Here is a 20,259-nt window from a genome sequence, read left to right on the forward strand (position 1 = left end):
TAGGTCCCTGAATCGTATAAAAGGGGCCTTTTTTTTCAGGAGCTTAGAAGTGTCATTTACCTCTCAGATAGATACCGTGCGCGATTTTCAGTTGCCAAGGATTGGCCTTGGAACATGGAGTTTAAGAGGCGAGCAATGTGTTAATGCGGTTTGTTGTGCACTTCAATGCGGTTACCGGTTAATTGATACGGCCTCTTTTTATGGAAACGAGAAGGAAGTTGGAGAAGCAGTTCGACGCTCAGGACTGTCGCGTGAAAAAGTCATCATTCAAACAAAGCTTTACCCTGATCAGTACGACCAAGCCTCTAAGGCTATTGATGATGCACTAAAAAAACTTAACTTAGACTACATTGACATCATGATGTTGCATCATCCTGCCGAAAATGATGTGAGTGCATACCGAGCGATTGAGCAAGCTATTGCAAAACGAAAGGTAAGGGCGGCAGGTCTGTCTTGTTACTATATTCAGGAAACGGACGCATTTTTGCCACAAGTGGATATTCAACCGGTTTTGATTCAAAACGAAATCCATCCTTTCTACCAAGACAAGGCCGTGGTGAAACATCTCCAGTCTTTGGGAATTGCTGTTCAGAGTTGGTATCCGTTTGGAGGAAGAGGTCACGCTCAAGAACTTTTTCAGAATTCTGTTTTGCTGACTATTGCTCGCACTTATGGAAAAACGGTGGCACAGGTTATTCTTCGTTGGCATTTGCAGCGGGGCGTAACTGTTATTCCTGGTTCTTGTAATCAAGAACACATTAAAGAGAATTTAGCTATTTTCGATTTTCAATTGTCGCAAGAGGATATGCAGAAGATAGAAAGTTTAGATCGAAAAGAAAAACATGATTGGTATTAAAAAAATCCCCTGAAAAGTCTACCTTTCAGGGGAGTCAAGTGATTAGCTAGAAACTTTTAAATAAGTTTTATTTTGAAACGCTTACCTCTAAAGAATTTCCATCTTGAGAGATTGTCACCTTAATGGATTCGTCAACTTCCATTGCTCGATAGTCACCTTTGATGGAAGCCGCGGTGACCTTGGCTGTTATCGTTTGACCGGCATCCAAAGCCTGTTGAATCGCAGGATCCATTAGATCAATACCGACTTGACCATCAACAAAATTCAGGCTTCCGTTGCCTAACTGAACCGTTTGGCCGGGAACCAACAGATAGGTACCGTCTTCTTGCACCGTAATATCCACAGAGTGATCGGCCTTGGAGTGGGCGACATGTTTCCCCGTTTGTGTGACGTTATCAACAAACGAATTAATGATGCCAAATTGGCCGTTTTCAACCACTACTTTACCGTTGCTGTGATCATTTCCGCTTGTCCCAAAGGAGTCGATAAAGCCCAAAAGCTTACCGCCCTTAACGATGGTACCGCCACGGTAAACGTTGTGGCCGGTTAAAACTAATGTACCGCTACCGTCTTTAATGAGTTGACCATCGTAGCCGTCTGTACCTGTTTCAGTCTTTTGCAGATGATCGCTGATTGCCTTGGCACGTTTTTGATAGTATTGAGCGCGCCACTTTCTGGCATCTGAAACAGCAATGGAATCGTCATCTATACCGACAACAGTGACGTGGTTGCCGACAAGATAGGCGCCGCCAATTTTTTCCGGTTCAGTGCCGGCCTCGTATATAACGCCTGCATTTTCCGTATCTTTGCCATTGTTGGTGATGGCCATCCACTCTTTATCTTCTTTGCGGCGTTGATCCCAACCGACCTGAGAAATGTCATTGGTCCACACGTCAAGCTTTCTTTGGTTTTGTGTGTACTCAAGCGTACCCAAGAGTTGAGACGGGCCATACATCGCCTTACTTAAATCGGGCGTTCCCCAACCCAAGCGGTCAGATACTTGACCCTCTTTGAGGTTCTTGTCCCAACCATCCATTAAAGAACCATCCGGATTACGGTGATTGGCTGTTGAAAAGAGCACAGTTCGGGCTTGAACGGCAGTCATGTCCGGATAACGGGAAAGAATAACGCCCATGGCCCCTGTAATGTGTGGCGCGGCCATAGAGGTGCCGGTTAAGTACGAATAGTAGGGGGTGCCCAATGGCGTTCCTTCTTTGACGAAATTCCCTTCATCGTCGGTTTGACCGGGGATGAAATAGTCTCCGTCAACGACAGAGGAGCTATAAATATGAGCGCCTGTACCGGCAACAGCCCACCATTTACCATTACCCGCCTCATCGAACTTAGTGATTAAGCCGTATTTAGCCTTGGCACCTTCACCCGATAACTTTTGAAGGCCGGCAGCGGCGATCCAGTGACTTTCAGCTTCAGGATTAAAGTACGGATACAAAGCACGATAGTAGGGATGCTTCATATCCCGATTACCCGTTGTCATCACCTGGACCGTGTTGCTGTTTTTAACGGCATCATAGGCGGCGTCGACGAAGTTTTTCCCCTCGTCATAAACCTTTTGGAATAGGAAATATTCGTACTCTGTTTCCTGAGTGGTGTTGACGGGCAGCATGTCGGAAATATCAAAACCGTCAGCGCCGTTCACTTTACCGTTGGGAACGATACGAGTGTTGGTACCGAAGCTGTTGTTGATGACTTGTGCTCCATCTTTTACCAAGGCACCCCACCCCTGATAGAAGAATTCGTAGTCAAGGAATGGACCGTAGTTGCTCGAGTCCGTGCCACCGGTATTGCCCGAATAAAGTTCAGCTCCCCAGGCAACACCGTGGAAAACAGACCCATCTCGATTACCAGCAATGGTGCCGGCGACGTGAGTGCCGTGAGAATCGTTGACATTGACCATCCAATCACCGGAAACGTCAAAAGGTTCTCCTTTCTCATAGGTGGCGTCAAATTGCTTTGCAGCCCCTTGGGGATAACGATTGCCGGTTCGGCTGTATGTGCCTTGAGCGGTGGTGGCGTGGAAACGTTCTCCTCTTAAATCAGGATGCGATTGCAAAAGTGCACCGGAATCCATCACGCCGAGCTTCACACCCTGACCGTGAAAACCTAATGCATAAGCGTTGGCAGCCTTCATAGCAGTCAAGCCCCAATCTTTTTTGAATTCTTTGCTTTGCCACGAAGCAACGGCTTGGCTCATTGTTGACGGACTGTCTGCCACTTGACCTTTTTCAACATACGCTTGGGCAGGCAAAGCTAAAAGCGCACTCAAAGTGACAGCAACAGCCAAAATACATGTCTTTGGTTTCCCATGAGTGCGTTGTGTCTCATTTGTGACAACATAGGTTTGACGGCTTTCGCTCCAAAGAGTTTTAAATAGCTTATTCATAGACTTATCCCCCTCTATCAACACATATGTCTAGGAGAATACGCCCGAAAAATTTAGCGCCCCATTATCGTTAATACCACTTGACCGAATGCATGAGAGGTGTACTAAAATCGAGTTTTTCTAGTAAAAATCGCTTAGAAGCCATCAAAGAAATCTTTTGTTATGTGTTAGACTCAAAGACACTTGGTGAAAAGTTTTTTCTATGAGCGTTGTATATCAAACCTCCCTTTCTTGGCGTTGGCACTCCTAAAGCGGGTGCCTGAGGTTGTTGCAACGATTTTCAAAACCCGCCTTAATCTGAGCGGGTTTATTGTTTGAATCCCAATCCATCCATATAAGTCCGCCTGATTAAGAACTATTAGGAGTGACTTATGTCTACTATGAATGCTTTCTTTGGTCAGTACGGTGGTCAATATGTACCTGCTGAACTTATTCCTGCGTTAAATCAATTGGAAACGGAATTTTGTAAAGCACAAAAGGATCCGGACTTCAGGAAGGAATTAAAGTCTTTGTTGTGTGATTATGCCGGCCGTCCGACTCCGTTGACGCCGTGTCGTAATTTGACACGGGGGACAAAGACAAAAATTTACCTCAAACGCGAAGATTTGGTGCACGGCGGCGCCCACAAGACTAATCAGGTATTGGGGCAGGCTCTTTTAGCGAAACGTATGGGAAAAACACGCATTATTGCAGAGACTGGAGCTGGTCAGCATGGAGTGGCAACGGCTTTGGCTTGCGCATTAATGGGTTTTGAATGCGTGATTTATATGGGGGCTAAGGATATTGAACGACAAAAGCCCAATGTCTTTCGTATGGAGTTGATGGGGGCCAAGGTCATCGCCGTAACAAAAGGTTCTGCAACTTTAAAAGAAGCCTGCGAGGCGGCTCTTGATGATTGGGTTGAGAATTTAGACACTACCCATTATTTGTTAGGAACAGCAGCCGGCGCCCATCCCTTCCCAACAATTGTTAGAGAATTCCAAAAGGTGATTGGTGAAGAGGCAAAAAAACAGTTTCTCTTTGCAGAGCAGAGCTTACCCGATGCAGTAATCGCTTGTGTAGGCGGAGGCTCCAATGCAATTGGTCTTTTTAATGATTTCATTGATGAAGAAAATGTGAAGTTAATCGGAGTGGAACCTGCTGGTTTCGGTATCTCAAGCGGAAAGCACGGATGCGTTTTGCAGACGGGGATAGAAGGAATCTTCTTTGGGGCTAATGCTCTCAATATGCAAAACGAAAAAGGGGAAATTGAAGAGTCCTATTCCATTGCTGCTGGCTTGGATTTCCCTTCCGTTGGGCCTCAACATTGCTATTTGCAGTCTATCGGCCGAGCTCAATATGTGGGGATTACGGATGTTGAGGCGCTTGAGGCTTTCATGCTTTTGAGCCTGCAAGAAGGCATTATTCCGGCGTTGGAAAGTTCTCACGCTTTGGCCTATGCCCTAAAAATGGCGAAGGCTGATCCTATGAGAGAGCAAAAAGTTATCGTGAATTTATCGGGGAGAGGAGATAAGGATATTTTCCAAGTTTACGATCGCCTAAAAGCTGAGGGCATTTTGACCGACGGACATCTCAGTACAGAGTCTCTGGCGGCGTTTCAGGAAAAATATCATCTCATTTAAAAGAGGACGACAAAAAGGACGACTGAGATCGTCCTTTTTGAAATTTATTTTGACAAGATGGCGTTTTCAAGTTTGTAGGGCCATTGCAAGGTTCCGTACATGTTGTAGACATGTTTGTAGCCGGTCGAAATGAGGATTCGTGCGGCGTTTTCAGCACGAACGCCTGAGCGGCAATGCACAAGGACCTTTTGATCAAAATCGGGGACAGCGGTTAATTTTGCACCGGATTTAAGTGAAGATAGCGGTACATTAACCGATCCTTTGATGTAGCCTTCTGTCAATCGTTCAATCGGATTTCTCACATCAATTACAACCACGCCTTCTTTGATCATCTTTAAGGCTTCTGCCAGAACCACTTTTTGGTAGGCTTGGTTAGTAAAAGTTAGTGGAACGGCTGGTTGAGGTTCTACCGGTTCCAAGGCATGTGCGTTGGAAATCGCCAAGATAGTCAGTGAGGAAAGAAAAAGAGCTCTTAGCATATGAACGTTCCTAAAAAACAATCCCCAAATCGTTGAGAGATGGGGATTGCGGTTACCTTAAATTAGCGGTTAGTGTAGTCGTCGATAGGGATATATTTCAATTCCTGCGTATCGCGGAAAACTTTGGGTTCCGGCAATTCTGGCATTTCAGGAATCTTCGCATCGGATTTACCTAAGACGCTGTGTAATTTTTCTTCATCGAGTTCCTTACACCATTTGCCAACCACAATCGTGGCGATACCGTTGCCGATGATGTTGGTCAAAGCGCGGGCTTCAGACATGAAGCGGTCGATGCCGAGAATCAAAGCGAGGCCTGCCACGGGGACGTGACCCACGGCTGAGAGGGTAGCGGCCAGAACAATGAAGCCAGAACCCGTGACACCGGCAGCGCCTTTACTTGTTAAAAGCAGCACGGCCAAAAGAGTGAGTTCTTGGGTCAGCGTCATGTCAACGTCACAAGCTTGCGCGATGAAAACGGCTGCCATCGTGAGGTAAATCGCTGTGCCGTCCAAGTTAAAGGAGTAACCGGTCGGAACAACAAGACCTACGACCGATTTGCTCACACCGGCTTTTTCAAGCTTATCCATGATCTTGGGCAGCGCGGATTCAGAAGAAGACGTGCCCAACACAATGAGAAGCTCTTCCTTGATGTAGCAGATGTATTTCCATACGGAAAAACCTGCGTAGCGGCAAATGGCACCCAACACAACGAAGATAAAGAGCAGGCAGGTGAGATAGAACGTACCCATCAGTTCGGCCAAAGGCAGAAGCGATTGGACACCGTATTTGCCGATCGTAAAGGCCATGGCACCAAACGCACCGATCGGGGCGACCTTCATGATCATGTTGACGATTTGGAAAAGGATTTGCGAGCTCTTTTCAATCACGTCAAAGACCAAGGTGCCGCGGCCACCGAATTGGTGTAAAGCGATCCCGAAAAGGATGGAGAAAAAGAGTACTTGCAAAATGTTGCCTTCAGCAAAAGCGCTCACCACCGTGTTCGGGATGATGTTCATCAGGAATTGCGCCGTTGACTCCATCTTGTCGCCCGAGGTGTAAACGGCAACAGAACCGGCATCAAGCGTAGCCGGATCAATGTGCATGCCGCGGCCAGGCCCCAGGGTGTTAACCAGGATAAGACCGACCACCAAGGCAATGGTACTGACGACTTCAAAGTACAAAATGGCCAAGCCGCCGGTTTTGCCCACTTTTTTCATGTCTTCCATGCCGGCAATACCGGTCACAACCGTACAGAAGATCACCGGGGCGATAATCATTTTGATTAATTTGATGAAGCCGTCTCCGAGAGGCTTCATGGAAGCGCCGAGGTCCGGGTAAAAATAGCCGAGAAGAACACCGATGATGATCGCGCAGATCACCTGGAAGTACAGAACTTTATAAATAGGTTTTTTCATATCCGTCCTTTCTGTAAGGGCGGGTACCTCGATCTCGAAAACAGTTAGGCAGAGATCTGAAGCCCACAAGAGTTGTAAAGAGAGCACCAAAATTTGACGCACGTCGGGTATTGTACGGGTTATCCCTGTATTTTTTCAATAAGCAAACCACCTGATGTTTTTTCAGTGAGGGTGTTAATCAGGTTTTCTGCTTGTGACTGTGGAACTGAAACCGTGAAGGTGGCATCCATTGCGAAGTCTTTTCCGAGAATTCTTACCTGATGGTTTTCAAATTCTCGAAGAGCAATATTGACAAAAGGATGTTCCAGTGTGAATTTCAAAAGATCGGATGGAACGCGTTCGGTTACTGGAAGAGTTTCCAATCCTAACTTAACCAATCCCTGATAGGCACGAACCAAACCGCCTGTTCCCAGCAAAATGCCGCCGAAATAGCGGGTGACAACCGCAGCGATCTCTCCCACTCCGCAATGAAGTAATACTGTAAGCATGGGACGGCCTGCCGTACCTTTCGGTTCTCCGTCGTCACTGGCACCGATTTGAGCCGTACTGCCAGGTTCGCCTGCCACGTACGCCCAACAATTGTGAGTTGCCTGGTCGTGCTCGGCTCGGACAGAGTCGATAAATGCCTTAGCTTCTTCTGGAGAACTCACTCGAGCCATTGTCACGATGAAACGAGAGCGGTGAATCGTTTCTTCCGCCCGGTGAATTTCTCCGGCCGCAAGGTTCGGAACGTTATAACGGTCAGCCATTGTCTATGCAAGAAATGGCCCGGGAAAGAGTAATCCTTCTCGGGCCAGGTATCAGATCATTCGGTTGATACCGATTACATCATCGGCATGCCGTCCATACCGCCCATAGCCGGGGCCACAGGTTGCTTGTCTTCAGGGATGTCACCGATCATGCAGTCGGTGGTGAGGATCAAGCTGGCAACAGAAGCGGCATTTTGCAAGGCCGTACGGGTTACCTTGGTCGGATCCAAGACACCCATGGCAACCATGTCGCCGTATTCGCTCGTTTGAGCGTTAAAGCCGTAGTTGCCTTCACCGTTGGCCACAGCGTTCACGACCACGCTCGGTTCGAGACCGGCGTTACCGACGATTTGGCGCATCGGTTCTTCCATGGCGCGCAAGACGATCTTGATGCCAGCCGTTTGTTCTTCGTTGTCACCCTTCAATTGAGCAACAGCCTTCTGAGCACGAACGAGAGCAACACCGCCTCCCGGCACCACACCTTCTTCAACGGCAGCGCGGGTAGCATGCAAGGCGTCATCAACACGAGCCTTCTTTTCCTTCATTTCAACTTCGGTGGCAGCACCGACCTTGATCAAGGCAACGCCACCGGCCAACTTGGCAACACGTTCTTGAAGCTTTTCACGGTCATAGTCGCTCGTTACGCTTTCGATTTGCGTGCGGATGTTCTTGACACGTGCTTCGATCATTTCGGGGTTACCGGCGCCGTTGATGATCGTGGTGTTTTCCTTGTTGACTTCAACGCGCTTGGCTTGACCCAAGTGTTCAAGCGTAGCCTTGTCGAGAGACAAACCGATATCCTTCGTGACAAGCGTGCCGCCCGTCAAGATGGCGATATCTTCCAAGGTAGCCTTACGGCGATCACCGAAGCCCGGAGCCTTAACAGCGCAGACCTTCAAGATACCGCGCAAGCTGTTCACAACGAGCGTAGCGAGGGCTTCGCCTTCCAAGTCTTCGCAAATGATCAAGAGCGGACGACCGGCCTTGGCCACTTGTTCAAGAATCGGGAGCAAATCACGGATGTTGCTGATCTTTTGGTCGTGCAACAAGATGTACGGGTTTTCAAGAACAGCCACTTGCTTGTCCGGATTCGTGATGAAGTACGGGGAGAGGTAGCCGCGGTCAAATTGCATACCTTCGACCACATCCAATTCGTTCTTCAAGGACTTGCCGTCTTCAACCGTGATCACGCCTTCCTTGCCGACCTTTTCCATGGCTTCAGCGATGATTTCACCGATTTCGTGGTCGCTGTTGGCAGAAATAGAACCGACTTGAGCGATTTCCTTCGTGGTGGTCACGGGCTTGCTGATCTTCTTCAATTCAGCAATGGCGCATTCAACAGCCTTGTCGATACCGCGCTTCAAATCCATCGGATTCATGCCGGCGGCCACAAACTTCATACCTTCAACAACGATGGCTTGAGCCAAAACTGTAGCGGTCGTTGTACCGTCACCGGCATTGTCGTTGGTCTTGGAGGCCACTTCACGAACCATTTGAGCGCCCATGTTTTCGAACTTATCCTTGAGTTCGATTTCGCGGGCAACCGTCACACCGTCCTTGGTGACCAAGGGGCTACCGAAGTTGCGATCCAACACAACATTACGACCCTTCGGACCCAACGTCACTTTAACGGCGTTAGCCAAAATGTTGATGCCGCGAACCATGCGCACGCGGGCGTCATCACCAAAAAGAACTTGTTTAGCAGTCATGGGTTAATACTCCAACTAATAAATCAGTACCGGCGGAAAATTATTCCAACACGCCCATGATGTCTTCTTCACGCATCACGAGCAATTCTTCACCTTCAACCTTAACGGTTTGGCCGGCGTACTTACCAAAGAGCACGCGGTCGCCCACTTTCACATCCATCGGGATGATCTTGCCGGCGTCGTCACGCTTGCCAGGGCCAACAGCCAAGACTTCACCTTGGTCGGGCTTTTCACCAGCGCTATCCGGAATAACGATACCGGCAGCGGTCGTACGTTCACTTTCCAGGCGCTTGACGATCACACGGTCGTGCAGAGGACGAATTTGCATTTGGAATGTCTCCTAACTATTAAATTCAAAATCGATTCTAAAAAGACCCACTCTGGGTCGATTTTTGGGAAATTTCTTTTCGATTGCGGGACAATATGCGCAACCGAACCATTTACCCCTTGAAACTAATGCTTCATATGGGGATGCTTTTTTCGATTTCAAGGGGATAGGCTAAAAAAGATGAAAAATTTTACTTTCTCAAGCTGTATTTCATTGTTAACTTGTTGTTTTGTAATGGAAATGGCTTGGGCGCAAAATTTTTTGCCACCTACAGTTTCAGATGCTTTGCGGTCTGAGAATCTAGAGAAGAATCAGATGGCTGCCAGCGTGGTAGCTTTGGACGGGGGGCGGCTTTCTTTAAATTGGCGAGATCGAGTCAAGGTTATTCCCGCCTCAACTGAAAAAATGGTAACAACGTTGGCGGCTTTGGAATTTTTGGGGCCGGATTGGCGTTGGAAAACCTCGTTTTATTACACAGGGGAAATTTCAGACGGCGTTTTAATCGGAACCCTTTTTATTAAGGGAGGGGGCGATCCTAAATATGTGGTTGAAAATTTGTGGAGAGACCTATCGCGTCTAAAGTCCATGGGGATTAACCATATCGCAGGAGACGTTGTTATTGATCGCTCGTACTTTGAAAAAGATAAGCAAGATCCTGAATTTGAAGAGGATTGGGATCGCCCTTATACCGCGCCGGCGGATGCTGCGCTTTTAAACTACCGTTCCATTGCGCTGACCCTGAAGCCTCAAAAAGAGCAAAGGCGAGCGCTTGTTACCGTCTCGCCTCAAGTGGATGGACTTGAAGTTCCGGTATCGGTTCCGCTAGCTCGACGCAAAGCCTGTGTGCAATGGCGTCAGGCTTTGGAATTGGATATAGAAAATCCTTGGTCTCCCCAATTTGAAGGGGCTTTGCCCGCGGGGTGTGATGAAAAAATCCTGGCTTATCTCGTGCCGGATGCCAATTCGTATTGGCAGGTTTATATGAAGAGCGTTTCTCGTCAAGTCGGATTAGCCTGGGATGGAAAGGTCATTGAAGGAGGAGTTCCTGAAGCGGCACAGCTCTTATTTGATGCCTGGTCGGACGATTTAGGCACGCTTGTAAAACTCACCAACAAGTTCAGCAATAATGTTTTTGCCAAACATCTTTTGCTGACAATGGCCGCTAAGGACAGTCCACAAAGGCCGGCGAGCTATTCTCACGCACGAAAAATCGTTGAGCAGTGGTTAACGTTGGCTGTTAAAACGGCGCCAGGTGAAATCACTCTAGATAACGGATCGGGACTATCTCGCAAAAGTCGGGTAACGGCGCATGCGATGACTAAACTGATTGCCTATGGTTGGAGGAGCGCCAGAATGCCGGAGTGGATTTCATCATTTCCCATATCGGCAACGGATGGCACGATGTCTAAGCGTCAGGTGGCTCCTGGCCATGCCTACATCAAAACGGGGTTACTTAATAATGTGAAATCCGCCGGTGGCATGGTGCAGGCAAGAAGCGGTAAGCGATACGCGCTTTACGCCGTTGTCCAGGGGAAAAATGCCACCAAGACGGATGCTCCCATTGATCGCTTGATCGAATGGATTTATTTCAACGGTTAAAAAGACCAACCAATTTAGTCAAACAAGTGCTTCAAGCAGGGTTCAACCTGAACGCCTTCCCGATAGTCGCTGCCGGACTTGTAGGTGTAGTCAATTGCAAGACTCACAAACTTCATGGCGAGTAACACGGCTTCGTTTAAGGATTTCCCTTGAAGCATGGCTCCGGTTAAAACACTTGTGAATAAATCGCCTGTTCCGCAGGTCGCAAAAGGAATGCGCGGCGTACTGAAGTCGTGATAAGCATCGGTCTCTGCGTCGTAGCACGCCACCTTAATTTGTCCTTCTTCAGCCGGAACACTGGTGATGACAACTTTTTGTTTTTGATGACCACTGGCAAGCGTGCGACAAATGTTTTGCAAGGTGTCATGGTCGGGAGCCGTCGAATTGTAGGGTTGATCAAGCAATAAACAGGCTTCCGTGTAATTGGGGGTGATGACATCGGCTTCTTTTGTCAAAGCGCGCATGTGCGTGACAAATTCAGAATTTAATGTTGGGTAAAGAGCGCCATCATCGCCCATTGCAGGATCCACAACGACAAGAACGTTTTTTGAATTTAAACGGGCGAAGCGGGCGATTGCTTCTTTGACGATTTCAATTTGACCAATATCGGCTAAAAAACCGCTGTAAATACAGTCATAGGTAAGGCCGAGTTTTTGCCACTTATCCATAAAAGTGCTCATTTTTGAGCTGAAATCGGAGAAGGTGAAGTCGCCATACGTAAAGTTATTGCTGAAAATGGCAGTGGGAAAGGGACAAACTTGAGCGCCCATTGCAGAAATCACCGGGATGGCTGCCGTCAGTGAGCAGCGACCGAATGAACAAAGATCGTGAATTGCCAAAACTCTTTTTGTAGCCATGGAAAAACTCCTTGACATTGAGGGATGCTATTTATTTGTAGTAATGAGCAGTAGAGTCTAATCGGATTTCTTTGACTGTGCATAGTTCGTTTGACCTAGGTTCCTTTTTTCAGAAAAACAGAAACTTTGAGCTAACTCAAAGAAAAAATTAGTCGACAAAAATAAAGCAAAAAAATGTAGGTGATAAAAAATTGAAACTTAACTAACTATATGATATTTAAAGGATATTTAAGCTATACAAGGTTCTTTTAAAGAAAATATCCGATAATTTTCTAAGGAAAATTAAGTAATTGGAAGCGATAACTCTCAAAAACGGGAAACAAGTTTCTTTAGCGATATCCTTGCTCTTGAATCGCAATTGAAAATGAATGCTGATTTTTTCAAGGTATTGCCGAAGAATGTTGTTTTAATCATGTTTATTGTCGGCTTTTTGTTGAGTGTTTTCGACTATTGATAAAAGGCAGAATTAATTGAAGGGGTTTGTTTAAATAGATTGAATCAATAAACTGTCTCCTCACAACTTGAGCGGTGGCTCTTTTTGTACCGAATAAACGGACTGGCGGTGACGGCGCGCGACAAAAACGATAAGACCGAATCACCGGTAAATGCTCATAGGAGATAGAAAATGACCTTTAAAGCAAAAATGACTGCGATGGCGGCTATTTTGGCTGCTGCCGGTGTGATGGCTCAGGCACAGGCTGCCGAAGTTTACAACGTGGGCTCAAACATGGCTTTTGCTCCGTTTGAATACGTGGACGAAAACAATCAGCCGGCCGGCTTTGAAATGGAATTGATTGTGGCGATTGCCAAAGCTCAGGGCGCAGAGGTGAAATTACACAACGTTCCCTTTGATGGTCTGATTCCCTCTCTTCAAACAGGAGCCATTGATATCGCCATGTCCGGCATCACCATTACCGATCAACGCAAGCGTCGAGTTCTTTTCTCAACGCCTTATTATCAATCGGGTTTGGCGGTGATGGTTCGTGAAGCCGATAAAGGTAAGTACACCACGATTGATAGTGTCAAGGGCAAGACCCTGTGTGCTCAAATCGGTACGACCGGTGCGATCACCGCTCGCAAATTCTCCGGCAAGAACGTGAAGGAATTCAATAACGCTCCGGAAACTTTCATGGAATTGCAATCGGGCGGATGTGATGCGGTTGTGCATGACAAGCCTGTTATGGATTACTATATGGCTCGTCGCGGCACTAAAGGTGTGTTCCGTTTGCCTGAAACCTTGTCGGCTGAAGATTATGGTATCGCAGTGGCAAAGAACAACCAGAAGCTTGCCGATTGGGTAAACACCGGTCTTGAAAAGATCAAGGCCAGTGGCGAGTACGATAAGATCTATACCAAGTGGTTCGGCGCCCAAAAATAAAGAAGGCTGAGAGCCGGCCGGATGGTAGAAAGGATTAGAAAATGATGAAGAAATTTTTACTCTCGTTGGCTGTCGGAGCTGCTTTGGCTACAAGCGCTCAAGCGGCAACAATCAGTGTTGGAACCGAAGCAACGTTTGCACCGTTTGAATTCATGGATGAACAAACGAAGCAATTGACCGGTTTTGACATGGAAATCATTGAAGCGGTTGCTAAGGAAATGGGCGATGACGTGCGTGTGCACAACATGGGTTTCGATGCCTTGATTCCGTCGCTTCAAACCGGAATCATCGATGTGACGGTTGCCGCCATGACGATTACGCCGGAGCGCCAAAAGAGGGTGGATTTCACCGATCCCTACTATCAGTCCGGCCTTGTGATCATGGTGCGCAAGGAAGATGCCAAAAAGTACACAAATTTTGAAAGCCTTGAAGGCCAACGTTTGTGTGCACAGATCGGTACGACCGGAGCCATGATGGCCAAGCGCGTGAAAAACGCCAAGGTGACCGAATTTAACAGCATCACGGAAGCCTTTATGGAATTAAAGACAAAGGGCTGTACGGCTGTGATTAACGATAAGCCGGTGGTGGACTATTACTTGGTCCGCCGCGGTGATGAGACAGTCACGACTGTGCCTCAGGTCTTCGATGCAGAGCATTACGGCATGGCTGTTAAAAAAGGCAACAAGGCCCTCATTGAAAAACTCAACGAAGGTCTTAAGCGCATTCGCGCCAACGGTGTCTATGACAAGATCTTCACCAAGTGGTTTGGCGCTCATTAATTCATAGAGAATACACAATAAAAAATGTTTGACTTTCAACTTATCATTGACTCGCTTCCCTTGCTATTCCAAGGGGCGTGCGTCACGGTTCAGATTACGGCGATCAGCGTGGGCCTGGGGTTATTCTTCGGTCTTTTTATCGGTATCGCCCAGATTTCCCGTGTAGCCTTTTTCAGAGTTCCTGCAAAAGTCTATGTGGACTTTTTGCGCGGCACGCCACTCTTGGTTCAGATCTTTATGATCTACTTTGCATTGCCGCTTTTGATCGGGACGCGTATTGATCCCTTCATTGCGGCAATTGTGGCTTGCAGTATCAACAGCAGCGCTTACATTGCCGAAATCTTCCGTGCCGGTATTCAGTCGATTGATAAGGGTCAGATGGAAGCCGGTCGTTCTTTAGGCTTGAATTGGTCTCAGACGATGCGCTTTATCATCATTCCCCAAGCGTTTAAGCGAATCATCCCGCCGCTTGGCAATGAATTTATCGCCATGTTGAAGGACTCTTCTTTGGTGTCCGTGATTGGTTTCGAAGAATTGACTCGTCAAGGTCAGTTGGTGATTGCCAGCACGTACGGTGCCATGGAAATTTGGACTGCCGTTGCATTGATTTACTTACTGATGACCATGCCGATTACCCGTTTGGTCGCTTATTTGGAAAAGAGGTTTAAGTCAAATGATCGTAATTAAAGACTTAAAAAAGGCCTTCGGCGATCATGTCGTTCTGCCTTGTGTGAACATGGAGATCAAAGAGCGCGAAGTGGTGGTGATCATCGGTCCGTCGGGTTCTGGTAAGAGTACGCTTTTGCGTAGCATCACGCATTTGGAGCAGCCGACTGCAGGCAAGATTTTTATCGCCGGTGAAGAAGTCGATGATAAAACCAATATTGACCACATCCGCGCGGAAGTCGGAATGGTGTTCCAGCACTTCAATTTGTTTGAAAATATGACGGTGCTGCAAAATCTGACACTCGCTCCGATTCAGGTTCGTAAGATGAGTAAAGAGAAAGCCGAAGAAATCGCGTTCCGCCTTTTGGATAAGGTGGGCTTGCGCAATAAGGCTGATCAATACCCCTCTCAGCTCTCCGGCGGTCAGAAACAGCGTGTGGCTATTGCCCGCGCATTGGCGATGCGTCCGAAGGCTTTACTGTTCGATGAACCGACCTCTGCTTTGGACCCGGAAATGGTCAAAGAAGTGCTTGATGTGATGAAGCAGTTGGCCAAAGAAGGTATGACCATGGTGGTCGTTACGCACGAAATGGGTTTTGCCCGTGAAGTGGGTGACCGTGTGATCTTCATGGATGGCGGCAGCGTTGTGGAAGAAGGAACGCCAGAGCAGATCTTCAGTAATCCACAGCACAATCGTACGAAAGCATTCTTGTCGAAAGTGCTCTAAAGAAAACGTCGCTTAATGACAGAGGCCGAGAGGGGAGATTCCTTTCTCGGCCTTTTATCTTTTGAGTTAATGTTCTACGAGTTCAATAGCCTCTTTGCCGGTTATGTGTTCGATGGCAATATCGATGATGGCAACGTAGGCAAGTTTTTGATGGGCTTCGGCTTCTCCCTCTTTTCGGTAATCCGGAGCAAACTTATCGACGAGTTTTTCTAAAACGGCGAGTTTTTCCTTAGGATCGGTAACGAATCGTGCGGTGCCGAAAACAATAACGCTTCGAAAGTAACTTGTGAGCGTTTCAGGATGGATTTCGTCTTTTTCAATGACGCATAACGATACTTTGGGATTGGCTTTAAGAGCCGTAATTTTATGGCCCATCGGAGCACTGTGGATGTAGAGGTGCCCTTCGTCGTAGACCGGACTGACAGGTACCGCGTACGTATAGCCCGTGATGTTGTCAAAAATAGCCAACACTGCATTGGTGGTTTTTCTCAAAATATCAATTGATCGTTCCTGAGAGATTTGCTGTAAGTGGCGACGCATGTTGGGAAACATGGATATGCTCCTTATTGAGTGACTTTAAGACCGACAATGCCGATCAAAATCATGGATAAGAACAGAATCCGGCAAAAACTCACCGGTTCGTTAAATAAAAGAATTCCCAAAATGACAGTACCCATGATGCCGATACCGGTCCAAACTGCATAGGCCGTACCAATGGGGATCGTTTTGAGGGAATGGGCAAGAAGGAAAAAACTCAAAATCATCACGCCAATCGCAAGGATTGAAGGGATGAGACGTGTGAAACCGTGGGAGTATTTCAGGGCGATTGCCCAGCCGATTTCAGTTAAACCGGCGAAAAATAAAGACAGCCAGGCCATAAGTCATTCCTTTAGCCGGGGCCGTCCCCAATGGTGCAAAGAGCGGTCGTCCGCTGCCTGGCAGTATAACAAAGTTAGCGACTAGGAAGGCTTGCCATTTTGACCGTATTGCAGATATCCAACGCTCGCATGGCGTTGTAGGAACTCATCAAGTATTGGCGGTAGGCCAAACCGCAACCAACAGTGCCATTGTGAATACCAGCCATCGCAACGCTCTTGAGATAACGGACAAGGTCTCGGAATTCTTTCGCCGAAAGAGTCAACCGTTGAGTTAAGTTTGCTAAACAAGCAGGCTTCGGACCGCTAAAAGTGTGGTTCTCGCACGCTTTCATAATGCAATGGACTTCTTCGCTTTTGAACTGAAATGGCATGATTCTTTTTCCTCATTTCTTCTGCTTTTCAGTATCTCAAGTTACTAGGAAATACTTCTCTCAACTTGTTAAAAAATTTTAAGGAATACCTGGTTAACTGAAATTTATTCAATGGAATCAAATGGATAAACCATTTCAATTGAGATGAAATTTTCAAATATTTGAGAAATGACACAAAGATTTGCACAAACGCCGGCACAGAGTACCGGCGCTAGCTCGAAAAGAAAACTATTTGGCGATTTCGTTAACAACAGCCAATGCGTTTAGCGTTCTTGGAAAACCGATATACGGCATGGCGACCATAATGGTATCAATAAGATCCTGTTTGGAGTTGCCGACAGAAAGGTTGGCGGCCGTGTGTGCTTTTAACTGTGGCTCACAACCGCCCAAACACATAATGGCGGTGAAAGTGATCAGTTCGCGGGCTTTCAAGTCAAGACCTGTGCGTGTGTAGAAATCACCGAAGCAGTAGGCGGTCAATGCCTGTTTGCTGATATAGGCTTGATTTTCGGGGGTTGACGCATGCATTTTGTCAATGGCGTTACCAAAAATGCCCTTTTGCACTGCGAGTCCCTTTTCAAAGCGCGTAGTTTCATTGACCGTGCTTTGCGAAGTTGGGATTGGATTTTGTCCCAGCTTTTGCAAGGCGTCGTTGACTTCCGCGAGAGCACTTTCAACCCGGGTAATACCGATGTAGGGGGCGCACTGATAAAGCGTTTCTTTGATTTCCACCACAGACATACCAGCATTGAGTGCATCCGCCGTAGCCTGATGAAGACGGGTTACGCCACTGATGGTTGTCAGCGCAGCCAAAGTGATCATGGTGCGATTTTTAACTGACATTTCACCGGCTTTCGACATTTCTTTTTTAAGCAAGTAGTCTTCAATCGCTGAGAAATCCGGATCCATCTTAGACAATTGACTATCTTGTGCACTCGGTGTTGCGAGGGCGTCGGCGGCAAAAGCCGCGGGAATAATGGAACTGCTCATCAATAAAGTCCTTCTTTTCATTCGTATTCTCCTTGTTTGGAGGGTTATGCGTTAAGTCTAAAAATTAGGACTTGACTGAACCTCTACAAAAAGGGCGAATTTTTGCCTAAAACTGAAAAAGAGCTTTTTTAGAAATGAATTGGTCAATGAGGGTTTTGGTCAATAATTCATTGTGAAATAAAGTAAAAATATGTAATTTGAGAGGATTAGGCAAAAACGTGATCAATTTTGTCTTGTTTGAGAAAACGATTTTTGCCAATAATAGACACTAGTGAGGTGTCATTATGCAAAGTGAAAGATTAGAGAAAATGAACGAAGAGCTCAGAGCCATCACGCTTGAGCATACGCCGGAACTGGGAACCTTTCCCACGATTATTCCGGGTTTAAGTCTATCCAGACGTGAGCAGGGTAACTGTGAAGGGGCCAGTATTTATTCGACGAGTTTGGCCTTTATCGTTGATGGGCAAAAGCGTTCTGTTATTGGTGATAAAGAATACGTTTATGGAAAAAATCACTGCTTAGTGGTTGGGGTCGATGTCCCGGCAACGTTTTGCACAATTGGTGCCACTCACGAACATCCGTTTTTGTCTCTTGCAGTGGAGATTGACCGTTCGGTGTTGTCAGATCTCATTATGCAATTGGAAGAAATTCACGGTTTGCCAGAAAAGCCGGTTAATGAAGCGCTTTGCGTGGGACAGGTGGATGATGATGTGTGGGAAGCGGTGCTGCGCCTGATGCGGCTATTGGATAAACCGGTTGAGGCCAAGGTGTTGGCTCCAATGATTATTCGGGAAATTTATTTCCGTGTTCTGCAAAGTCCACTGGGTACGAGTCTTCGAGAATTTAATGCCAAGCAGGGAGCTAGCGCCCAGATTGCTAAGGCTATCGCTTGGTTGCGTGAAAATTACGCCTCTCCTTTGAGTGTGTCGGAATTGGCCGATAACGTGCATATGGGTGTTTCAACCTTTCACCGTCATTTCAAAGAAGTCACCTGTATGACACCGCTTCAATTTCATAAGAGTCTGCGTTTGCACGAAGCCAAGCGGCTGATGTTGACTCAGAAAATGGATGCCACCACGGCTTGCTACGCAGTGGGATACGAAAGCCCCAGTCAATTTAATCGGGAATACAAACGACAGTTCGGTCTGCCACCCTATCGAGACATTAAACAGCAACGGGGGTTGGGAAGAGAGTCGTTCATGTCTATGCAATAGTTCGGTACTTTTGACTTCAGGCGGCTAAAATACGCCGTCTGAAGTCGATGATACGGAAGGAATTTTTCGTGATTAATGTTTTAATGATTATTTCATTGGTTTTGGTGGCCTATGTTTTTCTAAGTTATGTGCTGCCATTTAAAGCTTCTTGGAAGGTCAAGCTGGGCTTGACGGTCTTTTTCCTCGCCATCAGTCAGAAATTTTCCTATTACTACTATTTCGGCGGGCACATGTTTAATCCCCAACTTTCAGAGACAACGCTGATTGTTTGGGAGTCGCTTTTTAACATTTTGCTGGTCTTGGTACCTTTGTTAGTGGTCAAAGACCTTCTTTTTGTATTGGTGACCGTTGTCAATAAGGCAACCGGTTCTCATGTGCCTTGGCCATTAAAAGAAGCAAAAAATCGTTGGCTTCTTTTAATTTTTTCAGTAGCAGCTGCCATATCTGGTACTCACTATGCTCTGACAGTGCCGACGGTGCATCGTGTGGAAATTACACTGGATCGCCTCGCTCCTGAATTTGATGGTTATCGAATTGTGCAGATGGCCGACTTGCATGTCGGACAACTCTTAAAACGTCCGTGGCTAGAGGCTGTCATTGATACTGCCAACGAATTGGATGCTGACGCAGTGGTTCTGGTTGGCGACATGATTGAGGGAACTGAAGCTTCTTTGGCACAAGAGGTACAGGCCTACGGCAGGATTAAATCCAAAGATGGCGTCTATGGTGTAACGGGAAATCATGAGTGGCATCATGGTGCGGCTGCATGGGTGAGATTTTTCGAGGACAGCGGTGTGACGATGCTTGAAAATCGCCACCACGTTATTACCCGTGGAAGCGCTCAATTGGTTTTGGCTGGAACCACTGACCGCTCGGCGGTGCGTTACGGAGCTACGGGCCCCGATTTGAAGAAAGCCCTGCAGGGAGCTCCGGATGCGGCGACCATTTTGCTTGCTCACCAACCTAAGGGTGCCAAGACTTTGGAAGGCGTGGATTTACAGCTTTCCGGGCATACGCATGGCGGTCTTTATGCCCTGATGCAGCCGGTTGTTGCTTTCTTTAACGACGGTTTTGTCTCAGGTCTCTATCAAGCCAATAAAACAACGCAACTTTATGTTTCTCCAGGAACCGGTCTTTGGACCGGAATGGCGCTTCGCGTCATGGATCCCTCGGAGATCACAGAAATTGTTTTAAGGTCAAAACCAGAACCTAGGAAATAGATGCGACTACGGTGGGGCGGT

The 20,259-nt window shown here is 47.1% G+C and carries 20 protein-coding genes; 9 read left to right on the forward strand and 11 right to left on the reverse strand.

The window, feature by feature from the left end:
* The first annotated feature begins 49 nt into the window (after positions 1-49).
* A complete protein-coding gene (locus NW199_RS02165; RefSeq protein WP_258333501.1) occupies positions 50-856 on the forward strand; it encodes an aldo/keto reductase in 807 nt (268 codons plus the stop codon).
* 67 nt (positions 857-923) lie between these two features.
* On the opposite strand, the gene NW199_RS02170 is transcribed toward NW199_RS02165, so the two are convergent.
* Entirely contained in the window at positions 924-3,257 is a 2,334-nt protein-coding gene (locus NW199_RS02170; protein ID WP_258333502.1) for a S8 family serine peptidase, read from the reverse strand.
* A 371-nt stretch (positions 3,258-3,628) separates the two neighbouring features.
* Here NW199_RS02170 and trpB point away from each other — a divergent pair, with 371 nt between their 5' ends.
* Complete coding sequence (gene trpB, locus NW199_RS02175) at positions 3,629-4,879, forward strand: tryptophan synthase subunit beta (RefSeq protein WP_258333503.1); 1,251 nt, start codon at positions 3,629-3,631, stop codon at positions 4,877-4,879.
* Positions 4,880-4,923: 44 nt separating this feature from the next.
* Here the strand turns inward: trpB and NW199_RS02180 are convergent, their stop codons facing one another.
* From NW199_RS02180 to NW199_RS02200, 5 genes are all read right to left on the reverse strand, one after another.
* Positions 4,924-5,358 carry a rhodanese-like domain-containing protein gene (locus NW199_RS02180; protein WP_258333504.1) on the reverse strand — a complete coding sequence of 145 codons (435 nt, stop codon included), beginning with the start codon at positions 5,356-5,358 and terminating at the stop codon, positions 4,924-4,926.
* A 62-nt stretch (positions 5,359-5,420) separates the two neighbouring features.
* The gene (locus NW199_RS02185) at positions 5,421-6,773 is read right to left on the reverse strand and encodes a dicarboxylate/amino acid:cation symporter (protein WP_022473169.1); all 1,353 of its coding nucleotides are present in this window, start codon (positions 6,771-6,773) and stop codon (positions 5,421-5,423) included.
* A 119-nt stretch (positions 6,774-6,892) separates the two neighbouring features.
* Positions 6,893-7,522 carry a YigZ family protein gene (locus NW199_RS02190; protein WP_258333505.1) on the reverse strand — a complete coding sequence of 210 codons (630 nt, stop codon included), beginning with the start codon at positions 7,520-7,522 and terminating at the stop codon, positions 6,893-6,895.
* Positions 7,523-7,596: 74 nt separating this feature from the next.
* Positions 7,597-9,231: a chaperonin GroEL gene (groL, locus tag NW199_RS02195; RefSeq protein WP_022473171.1), complete on the reverse strand. Its 1,635-nt coding sequence runs from the start codon at positions 9,229-9,231 to the stop codon at positions 7,597-7,599.
* 40 nt (positions 9,232-9,271) lie between these two features.
* Positions 9,272-9,559 carry a co-chaperone GroES gene (locus tag NW199_RS02200; RefSeq protein WP_022473172.1) on the reverse strand — a complete coding sequence of 96 codons (288 nt, stop codon included), beginning with the start codon at positions 9,557-9,559 and terminating at the stop codon, positions 9,272-9,274.
* A gap of 240 nt (positions 9,560-9,799) precedes the next feature.
* Here NW199_RS02200 and dacB point away from each other — a divergent pair, with 240 nt between their 5' ends.
* A complete protein-coding gene (gene dacB, locus NW199_RS02205) occupies positions 9,800-11,158 on the forward strand; it encodes a D-alanyl-D-alanine carboxypeptidase/D-alanyl-D-alanine endopeptidase (RefSeq protein ID WP_258333506.1) in 1,359 nt (452 codons plus the stop codon).
* Between the two features lie 14 nt (positions 11,159-11,172).
* Here the strand turns inward: dacB and NW199_RS02210 are convergent, their stop codons facing one another.
* Positions 11,173-12,015: a pyridoxamine kinase gene (locus NW199_RS02210; protein WP_258333507.1), complete on the reverse strand. Its 843-nt coding sequence runs from the start codon at positions 12,013-12,015 to the stop codon at positions 11,173-11,175.
* A gap of 625 nt (positions 12,016-12,640) precedes the next feature.
* On the opposite strand from NW199_RS02210, the gene NW199_RS02215 reads away from it, so the two are divergent.
* Genes NW199_RS02215 through NW199_RS02230 form a run of 4 tightly spaced genes read left to right on the forward strand, consistent with a single transcriptional unit; the run spans position 12,641 to position 15,565 of the window.
* Positions 12,641-13,393: a basic amino acid ABC transporter substrate-binding protein gene (locus tag NW199_RS02215; RefSeq protein WP_022473175.1), complete on the forward strand. Its 753-nt coding sequence runs from the start codon at positions 12,641-12,643 to the stop codon at positions 13,391-13,393.
* Positions 13,394-13,434: 41 nt separating this feature from the next.
* The gene (locus tag NW199_RS02220) at positions 13,435-14,172 is read left to right on the forward strand and encodes a basic amino acid ABC transporter substrate-binding protein (protein ID WP_258333508.1); all 738 of its coding nucleotides are present in this window, start codon (positions 13,435-13,437) and stop codon (positions 14,170-14,172) included.
* 24 nt (positions 14,173-14,196) lie between these two features.
* Positions 14,197-14,859, forward strand: coding sequence for an amino acid ABC transporter permease (locus tag NW199_RS02225; RefSeq protein WP_022473177.1), 663 nt, complete (start codon positions 14,197-14,199; stop codon positions 14,857-14,859).
* Entirely contained in the window at positions 14,846-15,565 is a 720-nt protein-coding gene (locus tag NW199_RS02230; protein WP_022473178.1) for an amino acid ABC transporter ATP-binding protein, read from the forward strand. Before NW199_RS02225 ends, NW199_RS02230 begins: the two co-directional genes overlap by 14 nt.
* A gap of 66 nt (positions 15,566-15,631) precedes the next feature.
* Here NW199_RS02230 and NW199_RS02235 read toward each other — a convergent pair whose 3' ends face one another.
* The 4 genes from NW199_RS02235 to NW199_RS02250 all read right to left on the reverse strand — a co-directional run bounded on the left by NW199_RS02235 (position 15,632) and on the right by NW199_RS02250 (position 17,804).
* Complete coding sequence (locus NW199_RS02235; protein ID WP_258333509.1) at positions 15,632-16,117, reverse strand: pyridoxamine 5'-phosphate oxidase family protein; 486 nt, start codon at positions 16,115-16,117, stop codon at positions 15,632-15,634.
* Positions 16,118-16,128: 11 nt separating this feature from the next.
* Entirely contained in the window at positions 16,129-16,443 is a 315-nt protein-coding gene (gene sugE, locus NW199_RS02240; RefSeq protein ID WP_022473180.1) for a quaternary ammonium compound efflux SMR transporter SugE, read from the reverse strand.
* Positions 16,444-16,517: 74 nt separating this feature from the next.
* Positions 16,518-16,814 carry a hypothetical protein gene (locus tag NW199_RS02245; protein WP_022473181.1) on the reverse strand — a complete coding sequence of 99 codons (297 nt, stop codon included), beginning with the start codon at positions 16,812-16,814 and terminating at the stop codon, positions 16,518-16,520.
* A 228-nt stretch (positions 16,815-17,042) separates the two neighbouring features.
* Positions 17,043-17,804, reverse strand: a complete 762-nt coding sequence (locus NW199_RS02250) for a carboxymuconolactone decarboxylase family protein (RefSeq protein ID WP_258333510.1) — start codon at positions 17,802-17,804, stop codon at positions 17,043-17,045.
* A gap of 284 nt (positions 17,805-18,088) precedes the next feature.
* On the opposite strand from NW199_RS02250, the gene NW199_RS02255 reads away from it, so the two are divergent.
* Both NW199_RS02255 and NW199_RS02260 read left to right on the forward strand, forming a co-directional pair.
* Positions 18,089-19,018 (forward strand): AraC family transcriptional regulator, encoded by a 930-nt coding sequence (locus NW199_RS02255; protein WP_258333511.1) that lies wholly within the window; start codon positions 18,089-18,091, stop codon positions 19,016-19,018.
* A gap of 68 nt (positions 19,019-19,086) precedes the next feature.
* On the forward strand, positions 19,087-20,238 hold the full coding sequence (locus NW199_RS02260; RefSeq protein WP_022473184.1) for a metallophosphoesterase: 1,152 nt from the start codon (positions 19,087-19,089) through the stop codon (positions 20,236-20,238).
* Positions 20,239-20,259: the final 21 nt, after the last annotated feature.

The sequence above is a fragment of the Parasutterella secunda genome, from assembly GCF_024733725.1.
Classification (GTDB): Bacteria; Pseudomonadota; Gammaproteobacteria; order Burkholderiales; family Burkholderiaceae_F; genus Aphodousia; species Aphodousia faecalis.

Coding starts and splice junctions, on each gene's coding strand:
- NW199_RS02170 (WP_258333502.1), bottom strand. CDS start 3,257: ATGAATAAGCTATTTAAAACTCTTTGGAGCGAAAGCCGTCAAACCTAT.
- trpB (WP_258333503.1), top strand. CDS start 3,629: ATGTCTACTATGAATGCTTTCTTTGGTCAGTACGGTGGTCAATATGTA.
- NW199_RS02180 (WP_258333504.1), bottom strand. CDS start 5,358: ATGCTAAGAGCTCTTTTTCTTTCCTCACTGACTATCTTGGCGATTTCC.
- NW199_RS02185 (WP_022473169.1), bottom strand. CDS start 6,773: ATGAAAAAACCTATTTATAAAGTTCTGTACTTCCAGGTGATCTGCGCG.
- NW199_RS02190 (WP_258333505.1), bottom strand. CDS start 7,522: ATGGCTGACCGTTATAACGTTCCGAACCTTGCGGCCGGAGAAATTCAC.
- groL (WP_022473171.1), bottom strand. CDS start 9,231: ATGACTGCTAAACAAGTTCTTTTTGGTGATGACGCCCGCGTGCGCATG.
- NW199_RS02200 (WP_022473172.1), bottom strand. CDS start 9,559: ATGCAAATTCGTCCTCTGCACGACCGTGTGATCGTCAAGCGCCTGGAA.
- dacB (WP_258333506.1), top strand. CDS start 9,800: ATGGCTTGGGCGCAAAATTTTTTGCCACCTACAGTTTCAGATGCTTTG.
- NW199_RS02210 (WP_258333507.1), bottom strand. CDS start 12,015: ATGGCTACAAAAAGAGTTTTGGCAATTCACGATCTTTGTTCATTCGGT.
- NW199_RS02215 (WP_022473175.1), top strand. CDS start 12,641: ATGACCTTTAAAGCAAAAATGACTGCGATGGCGGCTATTTTGGCTGCT.
- NW199_RS02220 (WP_258333508.1), top strand. CDS start 13,435: ATGATGAAGAAATTTTTACTCTCGTTGGCTGTCGGAGCTGCTTTGGCT.
- NW199_RS02225 (WP_022473177.1), top strand. CDS start 14,197: ATGTTTGACTTTCAACTTATCATTGACTCGCTTCCCTTGCTATTCCAA.
- NW199_RS02230 (WP_022473178.1), top strand. CDS start 14,846: ATGATCGTAATTAAAGACTTAAAAAAGGCCTTCGGCGATCATGTCGTT.
- NW199_RS02235 (WP_258333509.1), bottom strand. CDS start 16,117: ATGTTTCCCAACATGCGTCGCCACTTACAGCAAATCTCTCAGGAACGA.
- sugE (WP_022473180.1), bottom strand. CDS start 16,443: ATGGCCTGGCTGTCTTTATTTTTCGCCGGTTTAACTGAAATCGGCTGG.
- NW199_RS02245 (WP_022473181.1), bottom strand. CDS start 16,814: ATGCCATTTCAGTTCAAAAGCGAAGAAGTCCATTGCATTATGAAAGCG.
- NW199_RS02250 (WP_258333510.1), bottom strand. CDS start 17,804: ATGAGCAGTTCCATTATTCCCGCGGCTTTTGCCGCCGACGCCCTCGCA.
- NW199_RS02255 (WP_258333511.1), top strand. CDS start 18,089: ATGCAAAGTGAAAGATTAGAGAAAATGAACGAAGAGCTCAGAGCCATC.